At 66.6% G+C, this 22596-nt stretch carries 20 protein-coding genes; 15 read left to right on the top strand and 5 right to left on the bottom strand.

Annotated elements, in window-relative coordinates; translation table 11 throughout:
- Position 1: 1 nt before the first annotated feature.
- Entirely contained in the window at positions 2 to 769 is a 768-nt protein-coding gene (locus AC5Y3Z_RS13905; RefSeq protein ID WP_463828497.1) for an enoyl-CoA hydratase/isomerase family protein, read from the top strand.
- Here AC5Y3Z_RS13905 and AC5Y3Z_RS13900 read toward each other — a convergent pair.
- Complete coding sequence (locus AC5Y3Z_RS13900) at positions 766 to 1572, bottom strand: transglutaminase-like domain-containing protein (protein WP_463828498.1); 807 nt, start codon at positions 1570 to 1572, stop codon at positions 766 to 768. The genes AC5Y3Z_RS13905 and AC5Y3Z_RS13900 overlap by 4 nt on opposite strands.
- A 107-nt stretch (positions 1573 to 1679) precedes the next feature.
- Complete coding sequence (locus tag AC5Y3Z_RS13895; RefSeq protein ID WP_463828499.1) at positions 1680 to 2555, bottom strand: proline iminopeptidase-family hydrolase; 876 nt, start codon at positions 2553 to 2555, stop codon at positions 1680 to 1682.
- Between the two features lie 135 nt (positions 2556 to 2690).
- Here AC5Y3Z_RS13895 and meaB point away from each other — a divergent pair, with 135 nt between their 5' ends.
- The 5 genes from meaB to AC5Y3Z_RS13870 all read left to right on the top strand — a co-directional run bounded on the left by meaB (position 2691) and on the right by AC5Y3Z_RS13870 (position 9089).
- A complete protein-coding gene (meaB, locus tag AC5Y3Z_RS13890) occupies positions 2691 to 3566 on the top strand; it encodes a methylmalonyl Co-A mutase-associated GTPase MeaB (protein ID WP_463828500.1) in 876 nt (291 codons plus the stop codon).
- A 229-nt stretch (positions 3567 to 3795) separates the two neighbouring features.
- Positions 3796 to 4908, top strand: a complete 1113-nt coding sequence (locus tag AC5Y3Z_RS13885) for a PPE family protein (protein ID WP_463828501.1) — start codon at positions 3796 to 3798, stop codon at positions 4906 to 4908.
- 93 nt (positions 4909 to 5001) lie between these two features.
- Entirely contained in the window at positions 5002 to 6519 is a 1518-nt protein-coding gene (locus AC5Y3Z_RS13880; protein ID WP_463828502.1) for a glycosyltransferase, read from the top strand.
- A 97-nt stretch (positions 6520 to 6616) separates the two neighbouring features.
- Positions 6617 to 7858, top strand: coding sequence for an MFS transporter (locus tag AC5Y3Z_RS13875; protein WP_463828513.1), 1242 nt, complete (start codon positions 6617 to 6619; stop codon positions 7856 to 7858).
- A gap of 13 nt (positions 7859 to 7871) precedes the next feature.
- Complete coding sequence (locus AC5Y3Z_RS13870) at positions 7872 to 9089, top strand: sensor histidine kinase (RefSeq protein ID WP_500001809.1); 1218 nt, start codon at positions 7872 to 7874, stop codon at positions 9087 to 9089.
- A 19-nt stretch (positions 9090 to 9108) separates the two neighbouring features.
- Here the strand turns inward: AC5Y3Z_RS13870 and AC5Y3Z_RS13865 are convergent, their stop codons facing one another.
- Positions 9109 to 9762, bottom strand: a complete 654-nt coding sequence (locus tag AC5Y3Z_RS13865) for a response regulator (RefSeq protein ID WP_463829103.1) — start codon at positions 9760 to 9762, stop codon at positions 9109 to 9111.
- A gap of 102 nt (positions 9763 to 9864) precedes the next feature.
- Here AC5Y3Z_RS13865 and AC5Y3Z_RS13860 point away from each other — a divergent pair, with 102 nt between their 5' ends.
- Positions 9865 to 11082, top strand: coding sequence for a sensor histidine kinase (locus tag AC5Y3Z_RS13860; protein WP_500001808.1), 1218 nt, complete (start codon positions 9865 to 9867; stop codon positions 11080 to 11082).
- Here AC5Y3Z_RS13860 and AC5Y3Z_RS13855 read toward each other — a convergent pair.
- Positions 11072 to 12691 carry an FAD-dependent oxidoreductase gene (locus tag AC5Y3Z_RS13855; RefSeq protein ID WP_463827196.1) on the bottom strand — a complete coding sequence of 540 codons (1620 nt, stop codon included), beginning with the start codon at positions 12689 to 12691 and terminating at the stop codon, positions 11072 to 11074. The two genes, AC5Y3Z_RS13860 and AC5Y3Z_RS13855, sit on opposite strands and share 11 nt — an antisense overlap.
- 13 nt (positions 12692 to 12704) lie before the next feature.
- Positions 12705 to 13370 carry an IclR family transcriptional regulator gene (locus tag AC5Y3Z_RS13850; RefSeq protein ID WP_463827197.1) on the bottom strand — a complete coding sequence of 222 codons (666 nt, stop codon included), beginning with the start codon at positions 13368 to 13370 and terminating at the stop codon, positions 12705 to 12707.
- A gap of 127 nt (positions 13371 to 13497) precedes the next feature.
- Between AC5Y3Z_RS13850 and AC5Y3Z_RS13845 the strand changes: the two genes are divergently transcribed.
- The 8 genes from AC5Y3Z_RS13845 to AC5Y3Z_RS13810 are packed head-to-tail and all read left to right on the top strand — an operon-like array spanning position 13498 to position 22592.
- Complete coding sequence (locus AC5Y3Z_RS13845) at positions 13498 to 14361, top strand: alpha/beta fold hydrolase (RefSeq protein WP_463827198.1); 864 nt, start codon at positions 13498 to 13500, stop codon at positions 14359 to 14361.
- Positions 14361 to 16070, top strand: a complete 1710-nt coding sequence (locus tag AC5Y3Z_RS13840; RefSeq protein ID WP_473139700.1) for a bifunctional 3-(3-hydroxy-phenyl)propionate/3-hydroxycinnamic acid hydroxylase — start codon at positions 14361 to 14363, stop codon at positions 16068 to 16070. The genes AC5Y3Z_RS13845 and AC5Y3Z_RS13840 overlap by 1 nt, the downstream gene beginning before the upstream one ends.
- On the top strand, positions 16018 to 16935 hold the full coding sequence (locus tag AC5Y3Z_RS13835) for a 3-carboxyethylcatechol 2,3-dioxygenase (protein ID WP_463827200.1): 918 nt from the start codon (positions 16018 to 16020) through the stop codon (positions 16933 to 16935). Before AC5Y3Z_RS13840 ends, AC5Y3Z_RS13835 begins: the two co-directional genes overlap by 53 nt.
- On the top strand, positions 16932 to 18659 hold the full coding sequence (locus tag AC5Y3Z_RS13830) for an FAD-binding protein (protein WP_463827201.1): 1728 nt from the start codon (positions 16932 to 16934) through the stop codon (positions 18657 to 18659). Before AC5Y3Z_RS13835 ends, AC5Y3Z_RS13830 begins: the two co-directional genes overlap by 4 nt.
- Positions 18656 to 19966, top strand: a complete 1311-nt coding sequence (locus AC5Y3Z_RS13825; RefSeq protein ID WP_463827202.1) for an LLM class flavin-dependent oxidoreductase — start codon at positions 18656 to 18658, stop codon at positions 19964 to 19966. Before AC5Y3Z_RS13830 ends, AC5Y3Z_RS13825 begins: the two co-directional genes overlap by 4 nt.
- Positions 19967 to 19969: 3 nt before the next feature.
- The gene (locus AC5Y3Z_RS13820) at positions 19970 to 20785 is read left to right on the top strand and encodes a coniferyl-alcohol dehydrogenase (protein WP_463827203.1); all 816 of its coding nucleotides are present in this window, start codon (positions 19970 to 19972) and stop codon (positions 20783 to 20785) included.
- Entirely contained in the window at positions 20785 to 21774 is a 990-nt protein-coding gene (locus AC5Y3Z_RS13815; protein ID WP_463827204.1) for a cyclase family protein, read from the top strand. The genes AC5Y3Z_RS13820 and AC5Y3Z_RS13815 overlap by 1 nt, the downstream gene beginning before the upstream one ends.
- Positions 21771 to 22592 carry an alpha/beta fold hydrolase gene (locus AC5Y3Z_RS13810; RefSeq protein WP_463827205.1) on the top strand — a complete coding sequence of 274 codons (822 nt, stop codon included), beginning with the start codon at positions 21771 to 21773 and terminating at the stop codon, positions 22590 to 22592. The genes AC5Y3Z_RS13815 and AC5Y3Z_RS13810 overlap by 4 nt, the downstream gene beginning before the upstream one ends.
- Positions 22593 to 22596 lie beyond the last annotated feature (4 nt).

Here is a 22596-nt window from a genome sequence, read left to right as displayed (position 1 = left end):
AATGTACGACATGCCAAGCGAAATCGATGTGCGCGCCGACGGTCCGCTGCGGATCATCACGCTCAACCGTCCCGATGACCTCAATGCGGTCAACGACAATTTGCACGTCGGGCTGGCGCGGTTGTGGCAGCGACTGACCGACGACCCCACGGCGCGTGCGGCGGTGCTCACCGGCGCCGGTAAAGCATTTTCGGCCGGTGGCGACTTCGCCTACCTCGCGGAGCTGGCCGAGGACGCCGACCTGCGCGCCAAGACAATTCGGGACGGACGCGAAATCGTGCTGGGTATGGCACGGTGCCGGATCCCGGTGGTCGCGGCGGTCAACGGACCCGCCGTCGGGTTGGGGTGCAGCCTGGTCGCGTTAAGCGACATCGTCTACATCGCCCCGCACGCGTTCCTGGCCGACCCGCACGTGCAGGTGGGATTGGTGGCCGCCGACGGTGGGCCGCTGACCTGGCCGCTGCACATCAGTCTGCTGTTGGCCAAGGAATATGCCTTGACCGGCACCAGGATTCGCGCCGAAAGGGCAGTCGAGCTGGGCCTGGCCAACCATGTGGTCGAGGACCCGGTGGCCGAAGCGGTGGCGTGCGCCACACGCATCCTCGAGTTGCCGCAGCAGGCTGTGGAAAGCACCAAGCGGGTGCTCAACATCCACCTGGAGCGTGCGGTGCTGGCCAGCATCGACTACGCGCTGTCGGCCGAGCACCAGTCGTTTGTGACCGAGGACTTCCGCTCGATCGTCAGCAAGCTGAACGCGGGCAAGAACTAGCCGAGCGAGACCAGGTCCTCGACCGAGTCGCGCGGCAGGTCGTCGCTGCTGATCGCGGTGACGACCATGTTGGTCAGGTCGATCCCGCCGCCATGGTTGTCCAGGAAGGCGGTGTCGGCCGCGTCCCGGCCCGTGGCGATGCGCAGCATGGTCTGGCGCGGCGCCAGGCACGTCGCGTCCACTACCCGCCACTGTCCGTCGATCAGCGCTTCGGCCACGGCGTGGAAGTCCATCGGGTCACACCCGGGCGCGTACACCGAGACCAGTCGGGCGGGCACGTTGACAGCGCGCAGCAGCGCGATCACCAGGTGCGCGTAGTCGCGGCACACGCCGGCACCGGCCAGCAGCGTGTCGGTCGCTCCGTCGATCGGATCGCTGGAGCCCGGAACATACTGCAGCCGCGTCCCCACCCACGACGACACCTTCTCCAGCAGTGTCACGGACTGGTTCGTGTACTGACCGAACTCGGTGGCGGCGAATCCGAAGAACTTGTCCGCCTCGGCGTAGCGGCTCGGCCGCAGGTAGGTCGAGACTTCGATCTCCTTGACCGGAAGTGGCTCGGCACGTCCGACGACGGTGGCCTGGTACTCGACGTTGAGCTCACCGGCGCCGAGGTCGGCGGTGTGGATGCGGGTGCCGTATTCGCCGTTGATCTCACGCAGCGAGACGGGTTTCCCGTCCAGGGTCGCGGTCAGCGACTCGTTCACGTCCAGGCCCGGCAGCCGGGCGACCGCGATCTGGAATTCCAGCGCGGTGGGTTCAGAAATACCGACCTGCAGACTTGCCGCAACCTCACGCTTCATCGACGCGCCCCCCTTGTTTCGATTCCGTCGCAACTTCATGGCGTGCAGCCAATCATGCGTGGCCTATACCCGCACCTGGGCACTTCACGCACACCCGGGAGCTTTTGTCAGCAGTCGTGCTGCCGGAGAAACTCCCGCATCACCCTATCGAACCGAGTCGGCTCTTCGATGAATGGCAGATGCGCGCTGTTCTCGAAGAACTCATAGCGCGAACCGGGGATGCGCTCATGCATCTCGCGCATGTGGTCGGGCGAGCATTCGTCGAACCGGCCCGCCAGCAGCAGTGTCGGCACTGTGATCTCGCTGAGCCGATCGAGCACGTCCCAGTCGCGGATGGTCCCGACGATATGAAAGTCGCTGGGGCCGAACATTGTTTCGAAGATTTCGGTGCCCATGTTCTGGAAAGCCCGATAGAGATCTGTCGGCCACGGCAGGCGGCGGCACAGGAAGGTTTCGTTCCAAGTGGTGACGGCGGCCCGGTACTCGGCCGAATCGGTGGTACCGGCCGCCTCGTGACGATCGATGGCGTCCCGGGTGGCAGGGTCCAGCTCGCCCTTGAGCCGTGCGACGTTGGCGGCGAACGCAGGGATGGAGGCGGCGCTGTTGGAGATGGTGAAGCTGACGGCGCTGCAGGCGATGTCCAGCAGATACTGCTGCGCCAGCATCGCGCCCCAGGAATTGCCGAAGATGTGAAAGTCGTTGAGACCGAGAGCCGTTACCACCGCATCCAGTTCGGCCACGGACCGCTGCATGGTCCACAGGTCGGGGTTCGACGGTCGCTCGGAGTTGCCGCAACCGAGTTGATCCCAGAAGACCACCTCGCGGTCGTCGGCCAGCCGCTGCAACGAACTCAGGTAGTAGTGCGGCAACCCCGGGCCGCCGTGCACGACGAGCAACGGTCGACCGGAGGCTGTCTCGTTGGACGGGCCCACCCGCTTCGCCCATACCGTGCCGCCCGGCACCGCGATCCTCGACTCGGTCACCGGCAGCCTCCTTCGGGACGGGCACCCAGGATCGCACGGAGCACCCCGGCGGCGCGCGGGCAACCTTGCAACTCGTACTCTCTAACTGAGAGAATAGTGTTCTCATTTTGGCGCGGAAGGGCGTAGCGCACCACCATGGACGTATCCGATCTGATCGGCAAGGCCCGCAACGGATCTCCACGTGCCGCGGGCCGGTTGCTGAGCCTGGTCGAAAGCGAGCGCCGCGACGAGGTATTGGCCGGCATCGGCGCGGCACAGCCGGTCCGGGTCATCGGCATCACCGGCCCGCCGGGTGCGGGTAAGTCGACGACCATCGGCGCGTTGGTCGGTGCATACCGGCAGCGCGAATGCCGGGTCGCGGTGTTGGCCGTGGACCCGTCGTCACCGTTCAGCGGAGGCGCACTGCTGGGCGACCGGATCCGAATGACCGCGCACATCAACGATTCCGACGTGCTGATCCGCTCGGTGGCCAGTCGCGGTCACCTCGGGGGCCTGGCCGCGGCCGTGCCTGCCGCCATCGCGCTGCTCGGGGCGATCGGCTACGACGTGGTGCTCGCCGAAACCGTCGGGGTGGGACAGTCCGAGATCGAGATCGCTGCGGTGGCCGATCCGACCATCGTCATCCTGAACCCCGGGGCCGGCGACGCGGTGCAGGCCGCGAAAGCCGGCGTGCTGGAGGTCGCTGACATCGTGGTGGTGAACAAGGCCGACCGCGAGGGTGCCGAGCAGACCGTGCGGGACCTGCGCGCGGAGACCAAAGCTCCGATCGTGAGCCTGGTCGCTGCCCGGGGCGAGGGTCTGACCGAACTGGTGGACGCGATCGACGCTCACCATCGCGCCGACAACCGCGCCCGTCGGCTGGCCCGCGCCCGGGCGCAGATCCTCTCGCTGGCGCAGACCAGGTTGCGTGCCCGCACCGACCTCGATCGGCTCGCCGAGTCGGTGGTCGACGGCCACGACGATCCCTATGCCGCGGCCGAACGGTTGCTGTCGCCCCAGCAACAGGATTGAACCTGCGGGGCCTGCCCTCCCACGATCGGGGGACATCCCGATTCAACCGGCGGGTGGCCGCTCACCCGACAGACAGCAACACCGCCGGGCGGCACGCTGAACGCCATGTCGCCAATCGTGCCGCACCAGTCCTACCTGTTGATCTCGGCCGCGGGAAACCGAGGGTCGGTCGACACCACGATGACCGCCGGCAACGCCGCAGCGGATCGCTGAAAGAGCACGGCAGCAGATGGTTTACGGGGCATTGCCGCCGGAGGTCAACTCCGGGCGGATGTACGCAGGGCCGGGTGCCGGATCGATGCTGACGGCCGCCGCCGCCTGGGACGAGCTCGCGGTCGAATTGAGAGTCACGGCAACAGCTTTCGAATCGGTGATCACCGATCTGGTCAGCGGTCCCTTCCTGGGGGCCGCGGCCACCGCCATGGTTGCCGCTGCCACACCGTATGCGGCCTGGCTCGATGCGACCGCCGCGCAGGCCGAGGCGACCGCCGGCCAGGCCAAAGCCGCCGTCGCCGCCTACGAGACCGCCTACGCGATGACGGTGCATCCCGCCCAGGTGGCGGCCAATCGCGCGCAGCTGGCCACCCTGGTCGCCACCAATTACCTGGGTCAGAACATGCCGGCTATCGCGCTCGCCGAGACCCGGTACGGCGAGATGTGGGCACAGGACGCAGCCGCCATGTACGGCTACGCCGCCGCCTCGGCCGCCGCCGCCCGGTTGACCCCGTTCGCCGAGCCGCCGCAAGTCGTCAACCCGGCCGGGGTGGCGAGTCAGACAACCGGGGCGGTGGCCGCCGCCGGAAGCGTCGTGACGGTGTTGACCCAACTGGGTTCGATCGGCGACACCGTGCTGCCCGGGTGGATCACCGATCTGGACACCCTGATGAGCATCTTCGGCACGCCGTTCTTCGTGTGCACGTCTTCGGCCGGCCTGATGATGTCGATGATGTCGACGATCAACGGCCTGTTCCCCGCGGTCGCAGGCGTCGGCGGTCAGATCGCGGCATCGGTGGGATCCGCTGCGGCAAACGCACTGGGTGCTGTCTCGGCCTCGTCGGTAGGCGCAGCCGGATCGGTGTCCGCGGCGCTCGGTGAAGCCTCGTCGGTGGGGGCGCTGTCGGTCCCGCGAGCCTGGGCCGCATCGGCACCGACCCTGAGCCACGCCGCGGTGGGGGCGCTGCCGGGCACGGTCAGCGGAGTCGCACCGTTGATGGGTTCGGCTGCTCCGGAACTGCTGGGCGGGCTGCCGGTGGGGGCCGGCTCCGGACGCGCCCAGGCGGCCGGAGTCGCGATCCAGGACGGAATCGCACCGCTGCGAGTGCTCCCCTCGCTGGTCGGATAGCCGTGGTGTCCCCCGATCGTCCGACCGGCCTCCGCCCCCGCACGGCCCGATCGGTGGAGTTGCCGAAATGTGATCGTCAATACCGTTCCAGGCGTGACGACAATCGCCCCGCTCGCAGTCCCCGCTCACCCGCCCACAACGTTGGCTGATCTGCACTTGCGGCCGGCCCCACTGCAGGACCAGGTCTTCACCGAGTGTGCGACCGAAGTCGCGCACACCATCCTGCACGACTTCGCCGAGACCCATCCGCAGATGTCCGCTCGGCATGGAATCCTGTTGTGGCAGAAACGTTTTGCCCAGACTGTCGGGGCAGCGTGCGTCGTCGCTGCGGTGGTCGCGCCGTCGGCACTGCTGATCACCCTGCTGGCGGTCACCTCGCTGATTGTGGCGGTGTCGGTCGCCGTCGCGATCGCAGGTCGGCGACGCTGCGCGGATCGGGCCCGTCAACCCGGTCCGGTGCTGACCGACGAACAGCTACCCAGTTACACCGTGCTGGTTCCGGCCTACCGCGAGGAAGAGGTCATCGGCGATCTGGTCGGATGCCTGGCCAAGCTGAACTACCCGGCCGAGCGGCTCGAGGTCCTGTTCCTGGTCGAACGGACCGACGTCGAGACCCAGGCGGCGATCGCCGCCGCGCAGCCGCCGTCGCACATGCGCGTGCTGCAGGTGCCGCCCGGGCCGCCGCGCACCAAACCGCGCTCGTGCAACGCCGGCCTACTGGTGGCCAAGGGCGAGTTGCTGGTGATCTTCGACGCGGAGGACCGTCCCGAGCCCGACCAACTCCGCCGAACCGCGGCGGTCTTCGCCGACGACAATGCCGAACTCGCCTGTGTCCAAGCGGTTTTGCAGACCAGCAACGTCGAGACCAGCCTCCTGGCGCACTGCTTCGGGGTGGAGTATGCGCGCCGCTTCCGCATGACGGTGCCGGGTCTGGCCGCCCTGGGTGCGCCGTTTCCACTCGGTGGCACCAGCAACCACTTCCGCACGGAGGTGCTGCGCAGGGTGGGCGGCTGGGACGCCTGGAATGTCTCCGAAGACGCTGATCTGGGGATGCGCCTGCACGCGTTGGGCTACCGGTCGGATGTCGTCGACTCGGTCACCTACGGCGATGCCCCGGACCGGTTGCGTGACTGGATCTCCCAGCGCACCCGCTGGCACAAGGGGTTTCTGCTCACCGGGCTGGTCCACACTCGGTCGCCCCGCGACGCGATGCGACGGTTCGGTCCCCGCGGGCTGCTGACCCTGCTGATCTTCGTGTTCGGCATGCCGGTCCAATTCCTGGCGCAGACAATGATTTTCGGACTCGGCGTCGCCGACATGCTCGGCTACGGGGGGCTGGTGCAGGTCGAGGCCGATCCCTTGCTGATCGGTGGGGTGCAGGCGGTGAGCACGCTGGCCTGGCTTCTCACCACCTACCTGGCGTACGGCGAACGCCGCTGGAGCCACCTCCGCGCGATCCTTGCGCTGCCGCTGTACTGGATCGCGCACTGGGTGGCGGCGTGGCGGGCGCTCTATCAACTGGTCACCGCCCCGTTCCTGTGGGAGAAGACCGCGCACCGCGGCTCCGTCCCGGCCCCGCAGCCCGCGGTGCCGCAGGCCCTGGCGGCCTGATGTCCCCCGATCGGCGGACAGGCGGTCAACCCGTTGTCGGGCCGATCGGAGGTACTGCGGCCGCGTTGCACTTTCTACCGTCAGTTACGTGAGCACAGTGGCGGTCGAGGACCGGATCCCCAGCGTCGCGCAGCAGACCCACACCGAAGATCATTCGACGGTGATCTGGCTGCTGCTGGGCGGGAACCTGGTGGTTCGTTCGGCCGGATTCGCCTACCCGTTCATGGCCTACCACGTCGCGGGCCGCGGTTACGCCGCAGGCGCTGTCGGTGCTGTGCTGGCGGCCTACGGCGTCGGCTGGGCGGCAGGCCAACTGCTGTGCGGCCGCCTGATCGACCGCATCGGTACCCGAACCACGCTGGTGTCCACCATGTCGGTCGCGGCCGCGGTGCTCGTCGTGCTGGCCGGGGCCCACGACTTGGCGACGCTGCTGCTCGGGGCCGCGGTCGCCGGCCTGGTCTGCGATGCTCCGCGCCTGGTGCTGGGCGCCGCCATCACCGAGTTGGTGACAGATCCGCAGCGGCGGGCGCGGTTGGACAGCTGGCGTTACGGGTGGGTCCTCAACGTGGGTGCCGCCATCACCGGTGGCATCGGTGGTCTGACCGCCGACTGGTGTGGCACTCCCGTGCTGTACTGGGTCAACGCCCTGGCCTGCGCGGCCTTCGCACTGGTGTCGGCCCGATGCATCCCGGCCGGCACCCGTCGCCCGACCGACTCGCCACCCGGGCCGAGCAGCTACCGGCAGGCGTTCTCGGACCGCCGCCTGCTGCTGTTGTTCGCATCCAGCCTGGCCAGCCTGACCGCACTGATGGGCATCTTCGCCGCGGTGCCGATGCTGATGGCCGAGTCGGGTCTGGGGGCCGGCGCCTACGGGTGCGTGCAACTCGTCAACGCAGTGGCGGTCATCGCGTTCACCCCGTTGATCACGCCCTGGCTGAGCGCGCAGCTCGCCGCCGGCCCGCGACTGGACATCCTGGCCGGCGCGGGTGCCTGGGTGACGGTCTGCATGGGCGTCTCGGCGCTGGCCCACACCACGCTGGCGTTCAGCGTGACCGCGATCGCGTGCTCGCCCGGTGAGATCATCTGGTTCGTGGTGGCCGCCGGCGTCGTGCACCGCATCGCGCCGGCCGCGAACCGGGGTCTCTATCAAGGGATCTGGTCGATGACCACCGCGATCGCCTCGGTCGTCGCGCCGGTCCTGGTCGCGTGCAGTCTGCCCCTCGGGGGGCGCGCCACGCTCGCGGTCGCGACACTGGCCATCGGTTTGCTCGGCGCCGCGCTGTGCAAACCGCTGGCGGCCGTTGTGACCGGCGCCGGCTGCCCGCGGGTGCTGTCCTGAGTACGGTGTTCCGGTGGCGATCGCCAGTGACACAGAAATGGACCGGGTGCGCAACATCCACCGGTTGCGCTCCTATCGTGTTGTCGCCGTGCTCCGGGTCGGTGTCCTGGCCTTCGTGATCGGCGCCATGGTGGTGGCCACCCCCCGCTCCGAATGGAGAGGGCAAATCACCCTGGTGATGCTGTACGCCTTCGCCACCGTGTGCGCCCTGATCTTGGCTTTCACGCCGTTTCGGCGCCTGGGGATGAGCCGGTTCGCCGAGCTGAGCCGACTGGAGCCGTTCGTCTTCATCGCCATCGACGTGGTGGTGCTGACCGCGCTGCAGTTGCTGTCCAGCGACGGGATCTATCCGTTGCTGATCATGATCCTGCTGCCGGTGCTGGTGGGCGTGGACATGTCGACCCGCCGGGCGGCGGTGGTGCTGGCCTTCACCCTGGTCGGGTTCGTGTTCGCCGGAATTCAGGACCACGTGCAGAAGCGGGCGATCGGCTGGCCCGACACCGCGTTTCTGTTCGGGCTCTACGGATTTCTGTGTGCGGCGGCGCTGGTGATGGTGCGTATCGAAGAACTGCATGCTCGTTCGGTGGCGGGGTTGAGTGCGTTGCGCGAGGAGTTGTTGGCGCAGACGATGACGGCCTCGGAGGAAATGCAGCGCCGGATTTCGGAGGCGATTCACGACGGGCCGTTGCAGGATGTGCTGGCCGCCCGACAGGAGATCGTGGAGTTGGCGGCCGACGATCCCGATGACGATCGGGTGGATCGGGCGTTGGCGGGGTTGAACAGTGCCTCGGAGCGGTTGCGGCAGGCCACTTTCGAGTTGCATCCGGCGGTGTTGGAGCAGGTGGGGTTGGGCCCGGCGGTGGAGCAGTTGGCGGGTTTCACCGCTAAGCGGTCGGGGATCGAGGTGCGTACCGATATCGATTATCCGGTGCGCAGTGCGGTGGATCCGATCGTGTTCGGTGTGGCGCGGGAGTTGTTGTCCAATGTGGTGCATCATTCGCGGGCCGAGCATGCGTGGGTGACGTTGAAGTACGTCGACGGGTGTTGTGTGTTGGAGGTTCTCGACGACGGGGTGGGGGTCAGTGGCGAGACCATGGCACGGCGGTTGGGGGAGGGCCATATCGGTCTGGCTTCGCACCGGGCCCGGGTCGATGCCGCCGGGGGCAGGTTCGTGTTCTTGGATGCACCCACCGGCACCCACGTGCGCGTCGAACTACCCGTCAAACTCTGATTCGCGGCGAAAACCGCGATCAGTCAAGCAGTTTCTGGCGCATCGCCTCGGCGACCGCGGCCGCCCGGTCGCTGACACCGAGCTTCTCGTACAGGCGTTGCACATGAGTCTTGACCGTCGACGGTGCCACATACAATTCGGCGGCGATCGCGGGAATGCTCTGGCCGCGCGCAATGCGGTTGAGCACCTCGCGTTCGCGCGCGCTCAGCACCGGAGCAGTCGGTGCCGCGCGCTGCCGGATCTCCCCGGCCAGGCCGCCGACGAGGGAGGGCGCGACGACGTCGCGGCCCTTGGCGACGTCGAGAACCGCTTTGACGATCTCGGACCGGGTCGAATCCTTCAGCAGGAATCCGGCGGCACCCTGCTGCAGGGCCTGGTACACGATCGCCGATTCGTCGTGGGCTGAGAGCAGCAGCACCCGGGTGGGTATGTCGTTGTTGCGCACTGCCGCCGCCACCTGCGCACCATCCATCCCGGGCATGCGGTAGTCCAGCAGTGCGACGTCGGGCCGGTGGGCTTTGATCAACTCCAGAGCGCCCGTACCGTCGTCCGCCTCGCCGACAACATTCACCGAACCGCTCAACGAGAGCGCGCGTACCACGCCCTCGCGAAACAGCGGGTGGTCATCGCCGACGACCACACGCACTTTCTCAGGCGTCACAGCGCCGACCATTGCCAGAGTGTAGCGCTCGCCTGCACCGAACTGTTCGTAATCGCCAGACTCGCGATCGGTATTCCGCAGTTTGCTCGCCCCCACCCTGAGTACGGTGTTCGTGTGGCGACCAGCGACGTCGAACTGGAACGAGTGCGCCGCGTGCACCGTTTGCGGTCCTACCGGATCGCCTCGGTGTTACGGATCGGCGTGGTGGCGCTGATGGTTGCCGCGATGCTGATCGGGACCCGGCCGTCGCAGTGGACGCAACAAACCATCCTCATCGTCGGATACTCGGTGATCGCACTGTGTTCGCTGGTGATGGCGTTCGCTCCGTCGCGCCAGTGGGTGGGTATGGGCCCATTGGCGCGGGTGCGCCGATTCGAGCCGTTCGCCTTCACCGCCATCGATGTGTTGGCGCTGACCGGTTTTCAGATGCTGTCGACCGACGGGATCTATCCGTTGCTGATCATGACCCTGCTGCCGGTGCTGGTGGGTCTCGACGTGTCGACACGCCGGGCCGCGGTGGTGCTGGCCTTCACCCTGGTGGGATTTGCGCTGTCGGTCGCCCAGGATCCGGTGATGGTCCGCGCTATCGGCTGGCGCGAAGCCGTCTTTCGGTTCGCGCTGTATGCGTTTCTCTGCGGAACGGCATTGGTCGTGGTGCGTATCGAAGAACGCCACGCTCGTTCGGTGGCGGGGTTGAGTGCGTTGCGCGAGGAGTTGTTGGCGCAGACGATGACGGCCTCGGAGGAAATGCAGCGCCGGATTTCGGAGGCGATTCACGACGGGCCGTTGCAGGATGTGCTGGCCGCCCGACAGGAGATCGTGGAGTTGGCGGCCGACGATCCCGATGACGATCGGGTGGATCGGGCGTTGGCGGGGTTGAACAGTGCCTCGGAGCGGTTGCGGCAGGCCACTTTCGAGTTGCATCCGGCGGTGTTGGAGCAGGTGGGGTTGGGCCCGGCGGTGGAGCAGTTGGCGGGTTTCACCGCTAAGCGGTCGGGGATCGAGGTGCGTACCGATATCGATTATCCGGTGCGCAGTGCGGTGGATCCGATCGTGTTCGGTGTGGCGCGGGAGTTGTTGTCCAATGTGGTGCATCATTCGCGGGCCGAGCATGCGTGGGTGACGTTGAAGTACGTCGACGGGTGTTGTGTGTTGGAGGTTCTCGACGACGGGGTGGGGGTCAGTGGCGAGACCATGGCACGGCGGTTGGGGGAGGGCCATATCGGTCTGGCTTCGCACCGGGCCCGGGTCGATGCCGCCGGGGGCAGGTTCGTGTTCTTGGATGCACCCACCGGCACCCACGTGCGCGTCGAACTACCCGTCAAGCCTTGACGGATTCACCGGTTGCGGCAGCGTGACCGGCCCGGTATCCGAAAACCATTGCCGGACCGATGGTTCCGCCCGCCCCGCCGTAGGCACGGCCGGTCGCACCGGCCATCGCGTTGCCCGCGGCGAACAAGCCCGGGATCGGGTGACCGCTGACATGCAGCACCCGGCCGTCGTGGTCGGTGCGTGGCCCACCCTTGGTGCCCATCGATCCGACGTGAATCGGCACCGCATAGAAGGGAGCGGTATCGATGGGGCCCAATGTTTTTCCGGCCAGGGTGGTGGCGCGCTCGTCGCCCCAGTAACCGTCGTAGGCGCTGGAGCCGCGGCCGAAATCGGGGTCGGCACCGGCCGCCACGTTGCGGTTCCATCGCGCGACGGTGGCGGTCAGCCCGCCGGCGTCGATACCGGTTTTGGCGCCCAGTTCGGTGAGGTCGGCCGACTCGCAGAACCAGCCGGGAACCGGTTCGCCCGGTGCGATACCCAGAAAACCGTAGCTGTTCAGATGAACTGAGTCGAAAACCATCCAGGCGCGGTCGTTGACATAACCTTTACCCGGCTGCAGGTAATGGAAGGCGCCGGCCATCGAGTTGTACTCGCCCGCCTCGTTGACGAACCGGCGGCCCGCCTGGTTGACGATGATGCTGCGCGGGCGCGTTCGCTCCAACCGCACACTGCGGCTGCGCTGTCGGCCGTCGATGGTGTCGTCCGGTATCCGGACGATCGGTACCCACCACGCCTCGCTCATGTTCGCCAGGTCCGCACCCAGTGCCATCGCCATCCGCAGGCCGTCCCCGGTGTTGTTCGGCGGTGACACGGCACCGTGCATCGGTCCGCGCAGAAAAGCCTGTGACAGCACCGGATCCCATTCGAAGCCGCCGGTGCCCAGGACGACGCCACGGCGGGCGCGGACGGCGATGCTCCCGTCGGCCCCGTCGATCCGGACACCGGCGATTCCGTCGGCGTCGAGCAACAGTTCGGTGGCCCGTGCGCCGGTGCGCGGGGTCACCCCGATGTCGAGCAGCCCCTGCAGGAGACCGGCGATCAGTGCCGTCCCGGCCACGCAGACCTCCCCCTGCGCGTCCACGTCGGCGTGCAGACGTGCCCGGGTTTCGGCATCGAACCCGACGTTGGACCAGTCGGCCGGAAACGCGGTGATCCGATCGGCCCAGTCGCCGATCCGGCTGAGGTCGAATGGCGCCGCACCCAGGGAACGGCCCCCGGTGGGCTGCCCGCCCGGCAATTCCGGTTGGTAGTCGGGAAAACCGGCGGCCACCTCGAAGCGCAGGCCACTGTGGGACTCGACGAAGTCCAGCATCGCCGGCCCGGTCTGGACGAATGTCTCCACCAGTTCGTCGTCCATCGAACCGAACGACTGCGCGCGCAGGTACTGCAACGCCGCGTCCGGCGTCAAATCCCGGTCGGGACAACGGTTGTGGGACGGAATCCAGGCGATGCCACCGGAGACCGCCGTTGTGCCGCCGACGGTCTGCGCCTTCTCGAAGACTTGCACCGTGGCCCCGGCGACGGCTGCCGCCAACGCGGCGGTGAGCCCGGCGGCGCCGCTGCCGAGCACGACGACATCGAATTCCTGGTCCCAGTTGTGTCCTGACATGCGTGGTGTCCCTTCAGCTCAGCAGCGCCGACAACTTCTCGGCGGCCCGAATGACGGCATCCCGGCCGCGCATCACCACGTCTTCCCGGTGGGAGATCAGGTTGATGCACGTTGGCGGTGACGCCGCGGGCCGAGGCACCGCGACCGCCAAGCCGTAGGTGTTGGGTTCGATTTCGCCGTGGGTGGTCACCCACCCGCGCTGGCGCGCGGCGGTCACCAGATCGCGCTCGCCCGGGCGCGGGGGCATGCTCGCGAGCAGCGCGATCCCGGCTGCGCCGCGGTCCAGCGGATATCGGCTGCCTTCGTGGAAGGCGAGTTGATAGGGGACCTGCGTCGGCACGATCACCGCGAGCGCGACCTGCTCGTCGGCCTCGGCGACCAGTAGCGACACCGTGGTGCCCAGCTCGTCGGCCAGGCCGCGCAGCGTCGGGAGGCACAGTTGGCGCACGTTGTGATCGAAGGACGCGCCGAGGGTGGCCAGGCCGGCGGCCGGCCGGTACCGGCCGTCTTCACCCTTGGTGACCAGCCGGAACTGCGCCAATGTGGCCAGCAGTCGATACGCGATGGTCCGGTGCACACCGACCTGGTCGGCGACCTCCTGCATGGTCAGACCTGCGGGGGAAGCCGCGACCATCTGCAGCGCGCAGAGTCCGCGTGCCAACGTCTGGGAACCCGTCACGGTCTTGACAGACCTCGATGGGAGAGCCAAGCTCTATAAATAACGCACATTAGTGTGCGATATTAGCACACCGGGATCGCCGAAAACGAGAGTGTCGTTTCCCGCAGAGACCGGACAGAGAGGAACCGTGACCGAGTTCGAAAGCGTCTGGAGCGACCTGCAGGGCGTGGCGTTCGAGCAGGGCTACCTGACTGCGGGCGCAGTGCGCACCCGTTATCTGCGGGCCGGGGACCGCAGCCGGCCGGTATTGGTGTTGCTGCATGGCTCGGGTGGTCACGCCGAGGCCTATGTCCGCAACCTTGCCGCGCATGCCGAGCATTTCTGGACCTGGTCCATCGACATGCTGGGGCACGGGTACACCGACAAGCCCGGACATCCGCTCGAGATCCGCCACTACGTCGAGCACCTGATGGCCGTCGTGCGGGCGATCGGCGCGGACCGGATCAAGCTCAGCGGCGAGTCACTCGGCGGCTGGGTGGCCGCACGGGCCGCCATCGACCATCCCGATGTCATCGACCGGCTGGTACTGAATACAGCGGGTGGCTCACAAGCGGACCCGGAGGTGATGAAGCGGATCATCACGCTGTCCATGGCCGCCGCCGAGGACCCGACCTGGGAGACCGTGCAGGCGCGCATCAAGTGGTTGATGGCCGACAAGTCCAGGGATTACGACGACTTGGTGGCCAGCAGGCAACGCATCTACCGGCAACCTGGCTTCGTCGCTGCGATGCGCGACATCATGGCGTTGCAGGATCCGGAGATCCGGGCTCGAAACCTGTTGGGGCCGGCCGAATACGGCGCCATCACGGCGCCGACGCTGGTGCTCTGGACCAGCGACGACCCCACCGCCGACGTGCCTGAGGGCCGGCGCATCGCGTCGATGATTCCCGGCGCGCGATTCGAAGTGATGCCGGGCTGCGGTCACTGGCCGCAGTACGAGGATGCCAAGACGTTCAACCAGTTGCACATCGACTTCCTGCTGGACCGCTGATGGTGGGTGCCGATGGAGTCGAGACCGTCGACGTTCTGATAGTCGGTGCCGGCCCGGTCGGTCTGACCCTGGCTAACATCCTTGGCCTGCAGGGTGTTCGCACCCTCGTTGTCGAGGAACGGTCGACACTGATCGACTATCCGCGCGGGGTGGGACTGGACGACGAGGCACTGCGCACCTTTCAGTCGATCGGTCTGGTGGACCGCGTGCTACCGCATACCGTGCCGAACCAGATCTTGCGCTTCTATGACGGCAAGCGTCGGGTGCTGGCCGAGATGGCGCCCCCGGATGCCCGATTCGGGTGGCCCAAACGCAACGGCTTCGTCCAGCCGCTCGTCGATGCCGAATTGCTGGGCGGTCTGGAACGATTCGACCAGGTGCAGGTGCGCTGGAATCATCCGATGATCTCCTGTGTTCAGGGCGACGACGGGGTGCGTGTCGAACTCGAAGGCCCTGCGGGATCTGTCGGCGTGCGAGCACGATACGTCGTCGGTTGTGACGGAGGCCGCAGCAGGACCCGCGGCACGATGGGTGTGTCCTTCGACGGCACCACCTCCCCGACCCGGTGGCTGGTGATCGACATCGCCAACGATCCCCTGGGTCACCCCAACAGTGAGGTGGGGGCGGACCCGGAACGCCCGTATGCGTCGATCTCGATCGCGCACGGAATCAGGCGGTTCGAGTTCATGATTCACGCCCACGAAACCGATGAGCAGGCAGAGGATCCGGCGTTTCTGCACCGGATGCTCGCCCGGATGGTGCCGCACCCGGACCGGGTCGAGGTGATACGCCGGCGCGTCTATACCCATCACTCCCGCATCGCCGGCGCCTTCCGGAGTGGCCGGCTGCTGCTTGCCGGGGACGCGGCGCACCTGATGCCGGTGTGGCAGGGGCAGGGTTACAACAGCGGCATCCGCGACGCGGCCAACCTGGGCTGGAAACTCGCCGCGGTGGTCAAGGGCCAGGCCGATCCGGCATTGTTGGACAGCTATGACGTGGAACGACGCAAGCACGCCCGGGCCATGATCGACCTGTCGACCATGGTCGGCCGGGTCATCTCGCCGACCAACCGGAAGGTCGCCGCCGCGCGCGACCTCCTGATCCGATCGGCATCGATAGTGCCCACCCTCAAGCGATACGTGCTCGAGATGCGCTTCAAACCGATGCCGCGGTACGAACAGGGCGCCGTTGTACACTCGAAACCAACTGATTCCCAGCATGATTCACCGGCCGGCACGCTGTTCATTCAGCCCCGGGTCGATACCCGCACGCAGCAGAATGTACTGCTCGACGAGGTGCTGGGCACCTGGTTCGCGGTGTTGTGCTGGAACAACAATCCGCGCAAGATTCTCGGTGAACGAGCCTTCGCGGATTGGAAGGCGTTGGGCGCCCGGTTCGTTGCGCTGCGCCCGCTGACCCAACTGCACTGGCCCGGGCACGACGATCCAGACGTGGTGGTTGTGGGGGATCGGACAGGCGATCTGAAGGCTTGGTTCGATATGCACGCAGAGTCGGTGTTGTTTCTGCGTCCGGACCGATGCATCGCCGGAGCGTGCATAGCGCAACGCTCGCCGGAGTTAAGCGCAGCGATCGTAACCGCTCTCACCCTGACGCCAGGAGGGGGTGAAGTCGACAGTGCCACTGGCTCTTTGCTGTATGTCCCACAGCCCGCTGCTGAATCTACCGGGGCCGCCGCAGAATCTGCTTGACGAAGTCGAAGCCGCGATCGGGCAGGCGCGGGCTTTTGTGGCGGACTATGACCCCGAACTCGTCGTCATCTTTTCCCCCGACCACTACAACGGGTTCTTCTACAAAGTGATGCCGCCGTTCTGTATCGGTATGCAGGCCAACGGAATCGGTGACTACGGCACCCACGCCGGGCCGCTGGACGTCGCCCAGGACATAGCCGGGGAATGTGCCAAGGCCGTCCTCGGTGACGGAGTCGACATTGCGGTGTCCACCAGCATGGACGTGGATCACGGCACCGTTCAGCCGTTGGAGAAGTTGCTGGGGACCGCGACTGCCCGCCCGGTGATTCCGGTGTTCATCAACGCGATCGCGACGCCGCTGGGACCACTGCACCGCTGCCGCGCGCTGGGCACCGCTGTCGGCAAGTTCGTTGCCGCCCTCGACAAGCGGGTGCTGCTGATCGGGTCCGGGGGGCTCTCCCACAGCCCACCGGTACCGACGCTGGCGACCGCCGCGCCGGCGGTGCTGGAGCGGATCGTGCACGGCCGGCCCATGACCGCCGAACAACGGCAGGCCCGTCAGACCCAGGTCATCGAGGCCGCAAAGAATTTCGCCGGCGGAGACAGCAACCTGCAGCCTCTCAACCCGGCCTGGGATCACCGGTTCTTGGACATCATCGACAGCGGTCACCTCGCCGATCTCGACGGATGGTCGAACTCGTTCGTTACCCACGAGGGTGGCAGCTCCGCGCACGAAATCCGCACCTGGATAGCGGCATTCGCTGCGCTGGCTACCGTCGGGCCGTACCAGACCCCGCTCCGCTATTACAAGCAGGCCGCAGATCTGATTGCCGGTTTCGCGATCCGCACGGCGGTGCTCACATGACGGACGTGGCCTTCGACCAGGTGGTGGACGTGCTCGTAGTGGGCTCCGGCGGCGGCGGCATGACAGCCGCACTGACCGCGGACGCGTCCGGGCTCGACGTGCTGGTCGTCGAGAAGTCTCCGCAATTCGGCGGATCCACCGCGCTTTCCGGCGGTGGCATCTGGGTACCGGGGGCACCCGCCCAACGCCGGGCCGGCTACCTCCCGGATGCCGACGGCGTCGTCGACTACCTACGGCAGATCACCGACGGACTCGTCAGCGACGCACGGCTACGGCAATATGTCGAGTCGGGGCCGCTGATGCTGGAGTTCCTGGAGAAGCTCAGCCCGTGGCTCCAATTTGTCTGGAAGCCGGGCTATGCGGACTACTATCCGGAACTGCCGGGCGGATCCGAACTGGGCAGCACGATCAACGTCCCACCGATCGATCTGCGCGAACTCGGCGACGACGAGCAGCGCCTGCTGACCCCGCTCGCGTTGGCGCCCCGAGGAATCTGGCTGGGACCCAAGGAATTGCGATCCTTCTACCGGATCCGGCAGTCCTGGGCCGGCAAGGGCGTGCTGCTGAAACTGATCTCGCGAATGGCGCGGGCCCGGCTGCTCGGTGAGCGGATGGCCGCGATCGGACAGTCGCTGGCGGCGCGGCTGCGCTTGGCGATGAAGGACCGCGGCATCCCGCTCTGGTTGGACACGCCGATGACGGAATTGCTCACCGGCGCCGACGGTTCCGTCCTCGGAGCAGTGGTGCAGCGGGAAGGCCGCCAGTGGCGGATCGGCGCGCGGCGCGGGGTGGTCCTGGCCTCCGGCGGCTTCGACCACGACATGGCCTGGCGTAAAGAACACCAGCCGGTGATCGACCAGGACTGGAGCTTCGGCAACCCGGCTGCGATGGGCGACGGCATCCGAGCCGGCCAACAGGTGGGTGCGGCCGCCGACCTGCTGGACGAGGCATGGTGGTTCCCCGCCATCCAATGGCCGGACGGGCGAATGCAATTCATGCTCAACGAGCGGATGATGCCCGCACAGTTCATCGTCAACGGCGCGGGCAAACGGTTCATCAACGAGGCAGCCCCCTACATGGATTTCGGTCACGCCATGATCGAGGGCCAGAAGTCCGGTGTCACGCACATCCCGTGCTGGCTCGTCACCGATCACCGTTCGTTCAACCGCTATGTCGTCGGCGGGCACCTGCCGATTCCGAAAGTGCCCGGGGCTCCGGTACCCACCGGACGCAAGGTGCCGGCCGCCTGGCTGGAATCCGGTGTCGTCAAGGCCGCATCGACGTGGGAGGAACTCGCCGCCAAGATCAGCGTTCCGGCGCAGCAACTTCGAGCCACCGCCACCCGTTTCAACGAGTTGGCGCGGCGGGGACACGACGACGACTTCAACCGTGGCGACAGCGTCTACGACAATTACTACGGCGATCCAACGCTGCCCAACCCCAACCTGTATCCACTGGGCGATCCGCCGTACTACGCGTTCCGGATCGTGCTGGGGGACCTGGGCACGTCCGGAGGCCTGCGCACCGACGAGTTCGCCCGGGTGCTGCGGGAGGACGACACCGTGGTGCCCGGCCTCTACGCGGTGGGCAACACGTCCGCACCGGTGATGGGGCGCAGCTACGCCGGCGCAGGTGCGACCATCGGACCCGCCATGACATTCGGTTTCGTCGCGGCCAAACACATTGCCGCACACGCCCTTGATCCCATAGGAGGTAGCAAATGAAAATCTCATTGTTCTACGAGTTCGCCCTACCGCGGCCCTGGGTGCCTGACGACGAGCGCCAGATGCTGCAGGACTGCCTGGACGAAGTCGAGGCCGCCGACAAGGCCGGGTTCTCGACGGTCTGGCTGACCGAGCACCACTTCCTCGAGGAGTACTGCCATTCCACCGCGCCGGAGATGTTTCTGGCCGCGGCGAGTCAGCGCACCAAGGACATCCGCCTGGGATTCGGCATCATGCACCTGCCGCCGGCGGTGAACCACCCCGCCCGCGTCGCCGAACGCATCGCCACCCTGGACTTGATCTCCAACGGCCGAGTGGAATTCGGCACCGGCGAGTCCTCGTCGGTGGGTGAGCTCGGCGGATTCAACATCGATCCCGCCGACAAGCGGGGACAGTGGGAGGAAGCGCTCGAAGTCTCGATCCGCTGCATGGTGGAGGAACCCTTCTCGGGGTTCAAGGGCAACCACATCGAGATGCCGGCCCGCAATGTCATTCCCAAGCCACTGCAGAAGCCGCATCCGCCGGTCTGGGTGGCCTGCACTCGGCCGGCCAGCGTTCAAATGGCCGCCCAGAAGTGCATTGGCGCACTGAGTTTCGCCTACACCGGACCCGGACCACTCACCGAGCGGGTCAACGGCTACTACAAGGAGTTCGAGGAGAACGGGGTTCCAGTGACTCCGCAGATCAACCCCAACATCCTGGCCATCGGCGGTGATTTGTCGATGATGGTCGCCAAGACCGACGAGCAGGCCCTCGAACGCCTCGGTCAGGGTGGTGGATTCTTCTCGTTCGGCATCATGCACTACTACATGACCGGCGTGCACACCCCGGGTCGCACCGGGGTGTGGGAACGCTATCTCGAAGAGGTCGAGAAGGACCCGACGCTGGCGTACGGCCCCGGTCGTGGCGCGATCGGATCGCCCGCAACGGTGCGAGAGTTCCTGCGCGGCTACGAGGAGAGCGGTGTGGACGAGATCATCCTGCTGCTCAATCCGCGCAGCCACGAGGGGACCATGGAATCCATCGAACTGATGGGTAAAGAGGTACTGCCCGAATTCATCGAGCGGGATGCGAAGCAGGTGGCCGACAAAGCCGCCCGGCTGGCACCGGTCATCGAGAAGGTCGAGGCGCGCCGGCCGGAATCGACCATTCCCCCGTTCGACGAGCACTACTCTTTCGGTGGCCTGCCCACCGGGCGCGGCGGAAAGTTCACCGCCAGTGAGATTCCGGAGGCCATGGCCGAGATCAACGAAGGCCGCGTGCAGGCGGCGCAGCGGCTGAAGGAACAGGAAAAGGGCAAGAGCTGACCGTTGTCGCGAATCGACGAGCTGTGGCGCTACGACGGCCGCCGTGCGGTGGTGACGGGATGCGCGTCGGGCATCGGAGCACACCTGGTGCACCACCTCCACGAGCTGGGAGCCTCAGTGGTCGGACTCGACAAACGCCGACCGCCGGTGGAGCTCAGCGACTTTCATCACGTTGACCTGTCTGATCCGGCTTCGATCGACGGAGCTGTCGCTGCCATCGTCGGACCCGTCGACGTGCTGTTCAACGTCGCCGGTGTCTCGTCGGGTATCGGCGACCCGCAACTGGTCGTCACCATCAACTTCCTGGGACTGCGCCATCTCACCGAGGCGCTGATCCCCCGGATGACACCCGGTTCGTCGATCGTGAGCGTGTCGTCGTTGGCGGCATCGGGCTACCGGGAGCATCTGCGCGATGTCGCACCGCTGCTGCGCACCCCGACGATGCAGGAGGGCATCGAGTGGTGTCAGTCCCATCCGGACACGCTGGGAACCGGATACCAGCTGTCGAAGGAAGCCGTGATTCTCTATACGATGCGCACCGCGACCGACCTCGGTGCGCGCGGTATCCGGATCAACTGCACCGGACCGGGCGTCACTGAAACGCCGATTCTCGACCAGTTGCGCACCGCCTACGGCCCCGAATTCCTCGACGACATACCCAAGCCGCTGGGGCGGGTGGCTGATCCGATCGAACAAGCCGCAGTGCTGTTGTTCTTGAACAGCGGCGCCGCAAGCTATATTTCGGGCCAGGTCGTGTGGGTCGACGGCGGCAACGTCGGAGCTGCCATCGCCCGCGAACTCGAGGAAGGGCCGGCTTGATGGCTTCCATGACGGAATTTCGCCGGGTCGCAGCCGAACTCAGCAACTGGGGGCGGTGGGGCGACGATGACGAGTTGGGCACCTTGAACTTCATCACCGCAGCGAAGGTGCGCCAGTCCGCCGGGCTGGTCCGGCACGGCAAGGTGTTCCCGCTCGGTGTCGACTTCGGGTCTTCCGGACCGCAGGGTGCTTTCGGATTCCGGCACAACCCCGTTCACGTAATGACAGTGGACGGTGGGGACGCACATACCTTGGTGAAGTACGGGTCCGGGTGGCAGCAGAACCCGACCGCTGATCAATTGAGCAGCTACTTCTCCGACAATCCGTTTCGCTTCAACGACGACATGATCATCATGCCGTTGCAGGCGGCGACCCAGTGGGATGCGTTGTCACATGTGTACTACGACGACCGGTTGTACAACGGATTTCCGGCGGACTCGGTGACCAGTCTGGGTGCTTACCATTGCGGCATCGACAAAGTCGACGTCAAGGGGATCACGTCGCGTGGTGTGCTTCTGGACTTGGTACGGCATCGGGGCGCGGAGGTGTTTCTCGAGCACGGAAACCCGATCACCCCCGAAGAATTGGACGAGGTAGCCCGGGCGCAGGGCGTGACCATCGAGCGCGGGGACATAGTCCTGGTTCGAACCGGTTGGTGGGCAAGGTTTCTGATGACCGGTGATAAAGTCGAACGCTTTTCGGGACTGGACTGGCGGTGCGCCCAGTGGTTGCATGACAACGAGGTCGCCGCGGTGGCGGCTGACAATCTTCAGGTCGAGGATCCGGTGTCCGGCGTCGACGGCCTGTTCCTGCCCTTCCACCTGTTGTGCCTGCGCGACATGGGCCTGATGCTCGGCGAGTACTGGGACCTCACCGCGCTGGCCGCCGACTGCGCCACCGACGGTGTCTACGAGTTCCAACTCATCGCGCCTCCGCTGCGGGTCACCGGCGGCGTGGGCTCGCCGGTCAATCCGATCGCCATCAAATGACGGGCGTCCATCGCCGAACGCTCGAAATCGACGGGCTGGCCACGAGTTATCTCGAAGCCGGGCACGGTGATGCGGTGGTGCTGCTGCACGGTGGTGAGTTCGGTGCCAGTGCAGAACTCGGCTGGGAGCACACCATCGGCGAGTTGGCGAAGCACTTCCGGGTGCTGGCCCCCGATCAACTCGGATTCGGCGGATCGGCCAAGGTCATCGACTTCGTCAACAGCCGGGCGATGCGTATCCGGCATGTGGCCCGGTTCTGTCAGGTGCTCGGTGTCGAGGCGGCGCATTTCGCCGGAAACTCGATGGGCGCCATCAATCTACTCACCGACATGACTTCGGATGCCCCGCTGCTGCCGGTGCGTAGTGTTGCGATCATCTGCGGTGGTGGGGAGATCCAGCAGAATCGCTACTTCGACGCCCTGCAGCAGTACGACGCGACCTTGCCGGCTATGCGCAACATCGTCGAGGCTCTCTTCTTCGACCCGAGCTATCCGGCCGACGAGGATTACGTGTGGCGCCGCTATGAGTCGAGCACAGCGCCCGGCGCGTGGGAAGCGGTGGCTGCGGCCCGCTTTCGCCGCCCCAATGCCGCGTCACCGGCCACGCCGTCGAGCGCGCGGGCGTACCAACGTATCCACGTGCCGACACTGGTCGTCGAGGGCGGCGGCGACAAGCTGCTCCCGCCGGGGTGGGCGGCGCAGATCGCCGAGCAGATAGCCGGTGGCCGTTCGGTGGTGGTCGATGGTGCCGGCCATTGTCCGCAGATCGAGCAGTCGGCGGCGGTCAACGAATTGTTGTTGGACCTTTTCGGCCGCTAGCCTG

The organism is Mycobacterium sp. NGS61 (genome assembly GCF_059812325.1).
Note: the sequence above shows the minus strand (reverse complement) of the source record. Positions and strands in the feature narration are given on the sequence as shown.

Excerpts from the sequence above, each read along its gene's own strand:
- AC5Y3Z_RS13905 (WP_463828497.1), top strand. The coding sequence starts at position 2 with ATGTACGACATGCCAAGCGAAATCGATGTGCGCGCCGACGGTCCGCTG.
- AC5Y3Z_RS13900 (WP_463828498.1), bottom strand. The coding sequence starts at position 1,572 with ATGAAGCGTGAGGTTGCGGCAAGTCTGCAGGTCGGTATTTCTGAACCC.
- meaB (WP_463828500.1), top strand. The coding sequence starts at position 2,691 with ATGGACGTATCCGATCTGATCGGCAAGGCCCGCAACGGATCTCCACGT.
- AC5Y3Z_RS13885 (WP_463828501.1), top strand. The coding sequence starts at position 3,796 with ATGGTTTACGGGGCATTGCCGCCGGAGGTCAACTCCGGGCGGATGTAC.
- AC5Y3Z_RS13865 (WP_463829103.1), bottom strand. The coding sequence starts at position 9,762 with ATGGTCGGCGCTGTGACGCCTGAGAAAGTGCGTGTGGTCGTCGGCGAT.
- AC5Y3Z_RS13855 (WP_463827196.1), bottom strand. The coding sequence starts at position 12,691 with ATGTCAGGACACAACTGGGACCAGGAATTCGATGTCGTCGTGCTCGGC.
- AC5Y3Z_RS13840 (WP_473139700.1), top strand. The coding sequence starts at position 14,361 with ATGGTGGGTGCCGATGGAGTCGAGACCGTCGACGTTCTGATAGTCGGT.
- AC5Y3Z_RS13835 (WP_463827200.1), top strand. The coding sequence starts at position 16,018 with ATGTCCCACAGCCCGCTGCTGAATCTACCGGGGCCGCCGCAGAATCTG.
- AC5Y3Z_RS13830 (WP_463827201.1), top strand. The coding sequence starts at position 16,932 with ATGACGGACGTGGCCTTCGACCAGGTGGTGGACGTGCTCGTAGTGGGC.
- AC5Y3Z_RS13825 (WP_463827202.1), top strand. The coding sequence starts at position 18,656 with ATGAAAATCTCATTGTTCTACGAGTTCGCCCTACCGCGGCCCTGGGTG.
- AC5Y3Z_RS13815 (WP_463827204.1), top strand. The coding sequence starts at position 20,785 with ATGGCTTCCATGACGGAATTTCGCCGGGTCGCAGCCGAACTCAGCAAC.
- AC5Y3Z_RS13810 (WP_463827205.1), top strand. The coding sequence starts at position 21,771 with ATGACGGGCGTCCATCGCCGAACGCTCGAAATCGACGGGCTGGCCACG.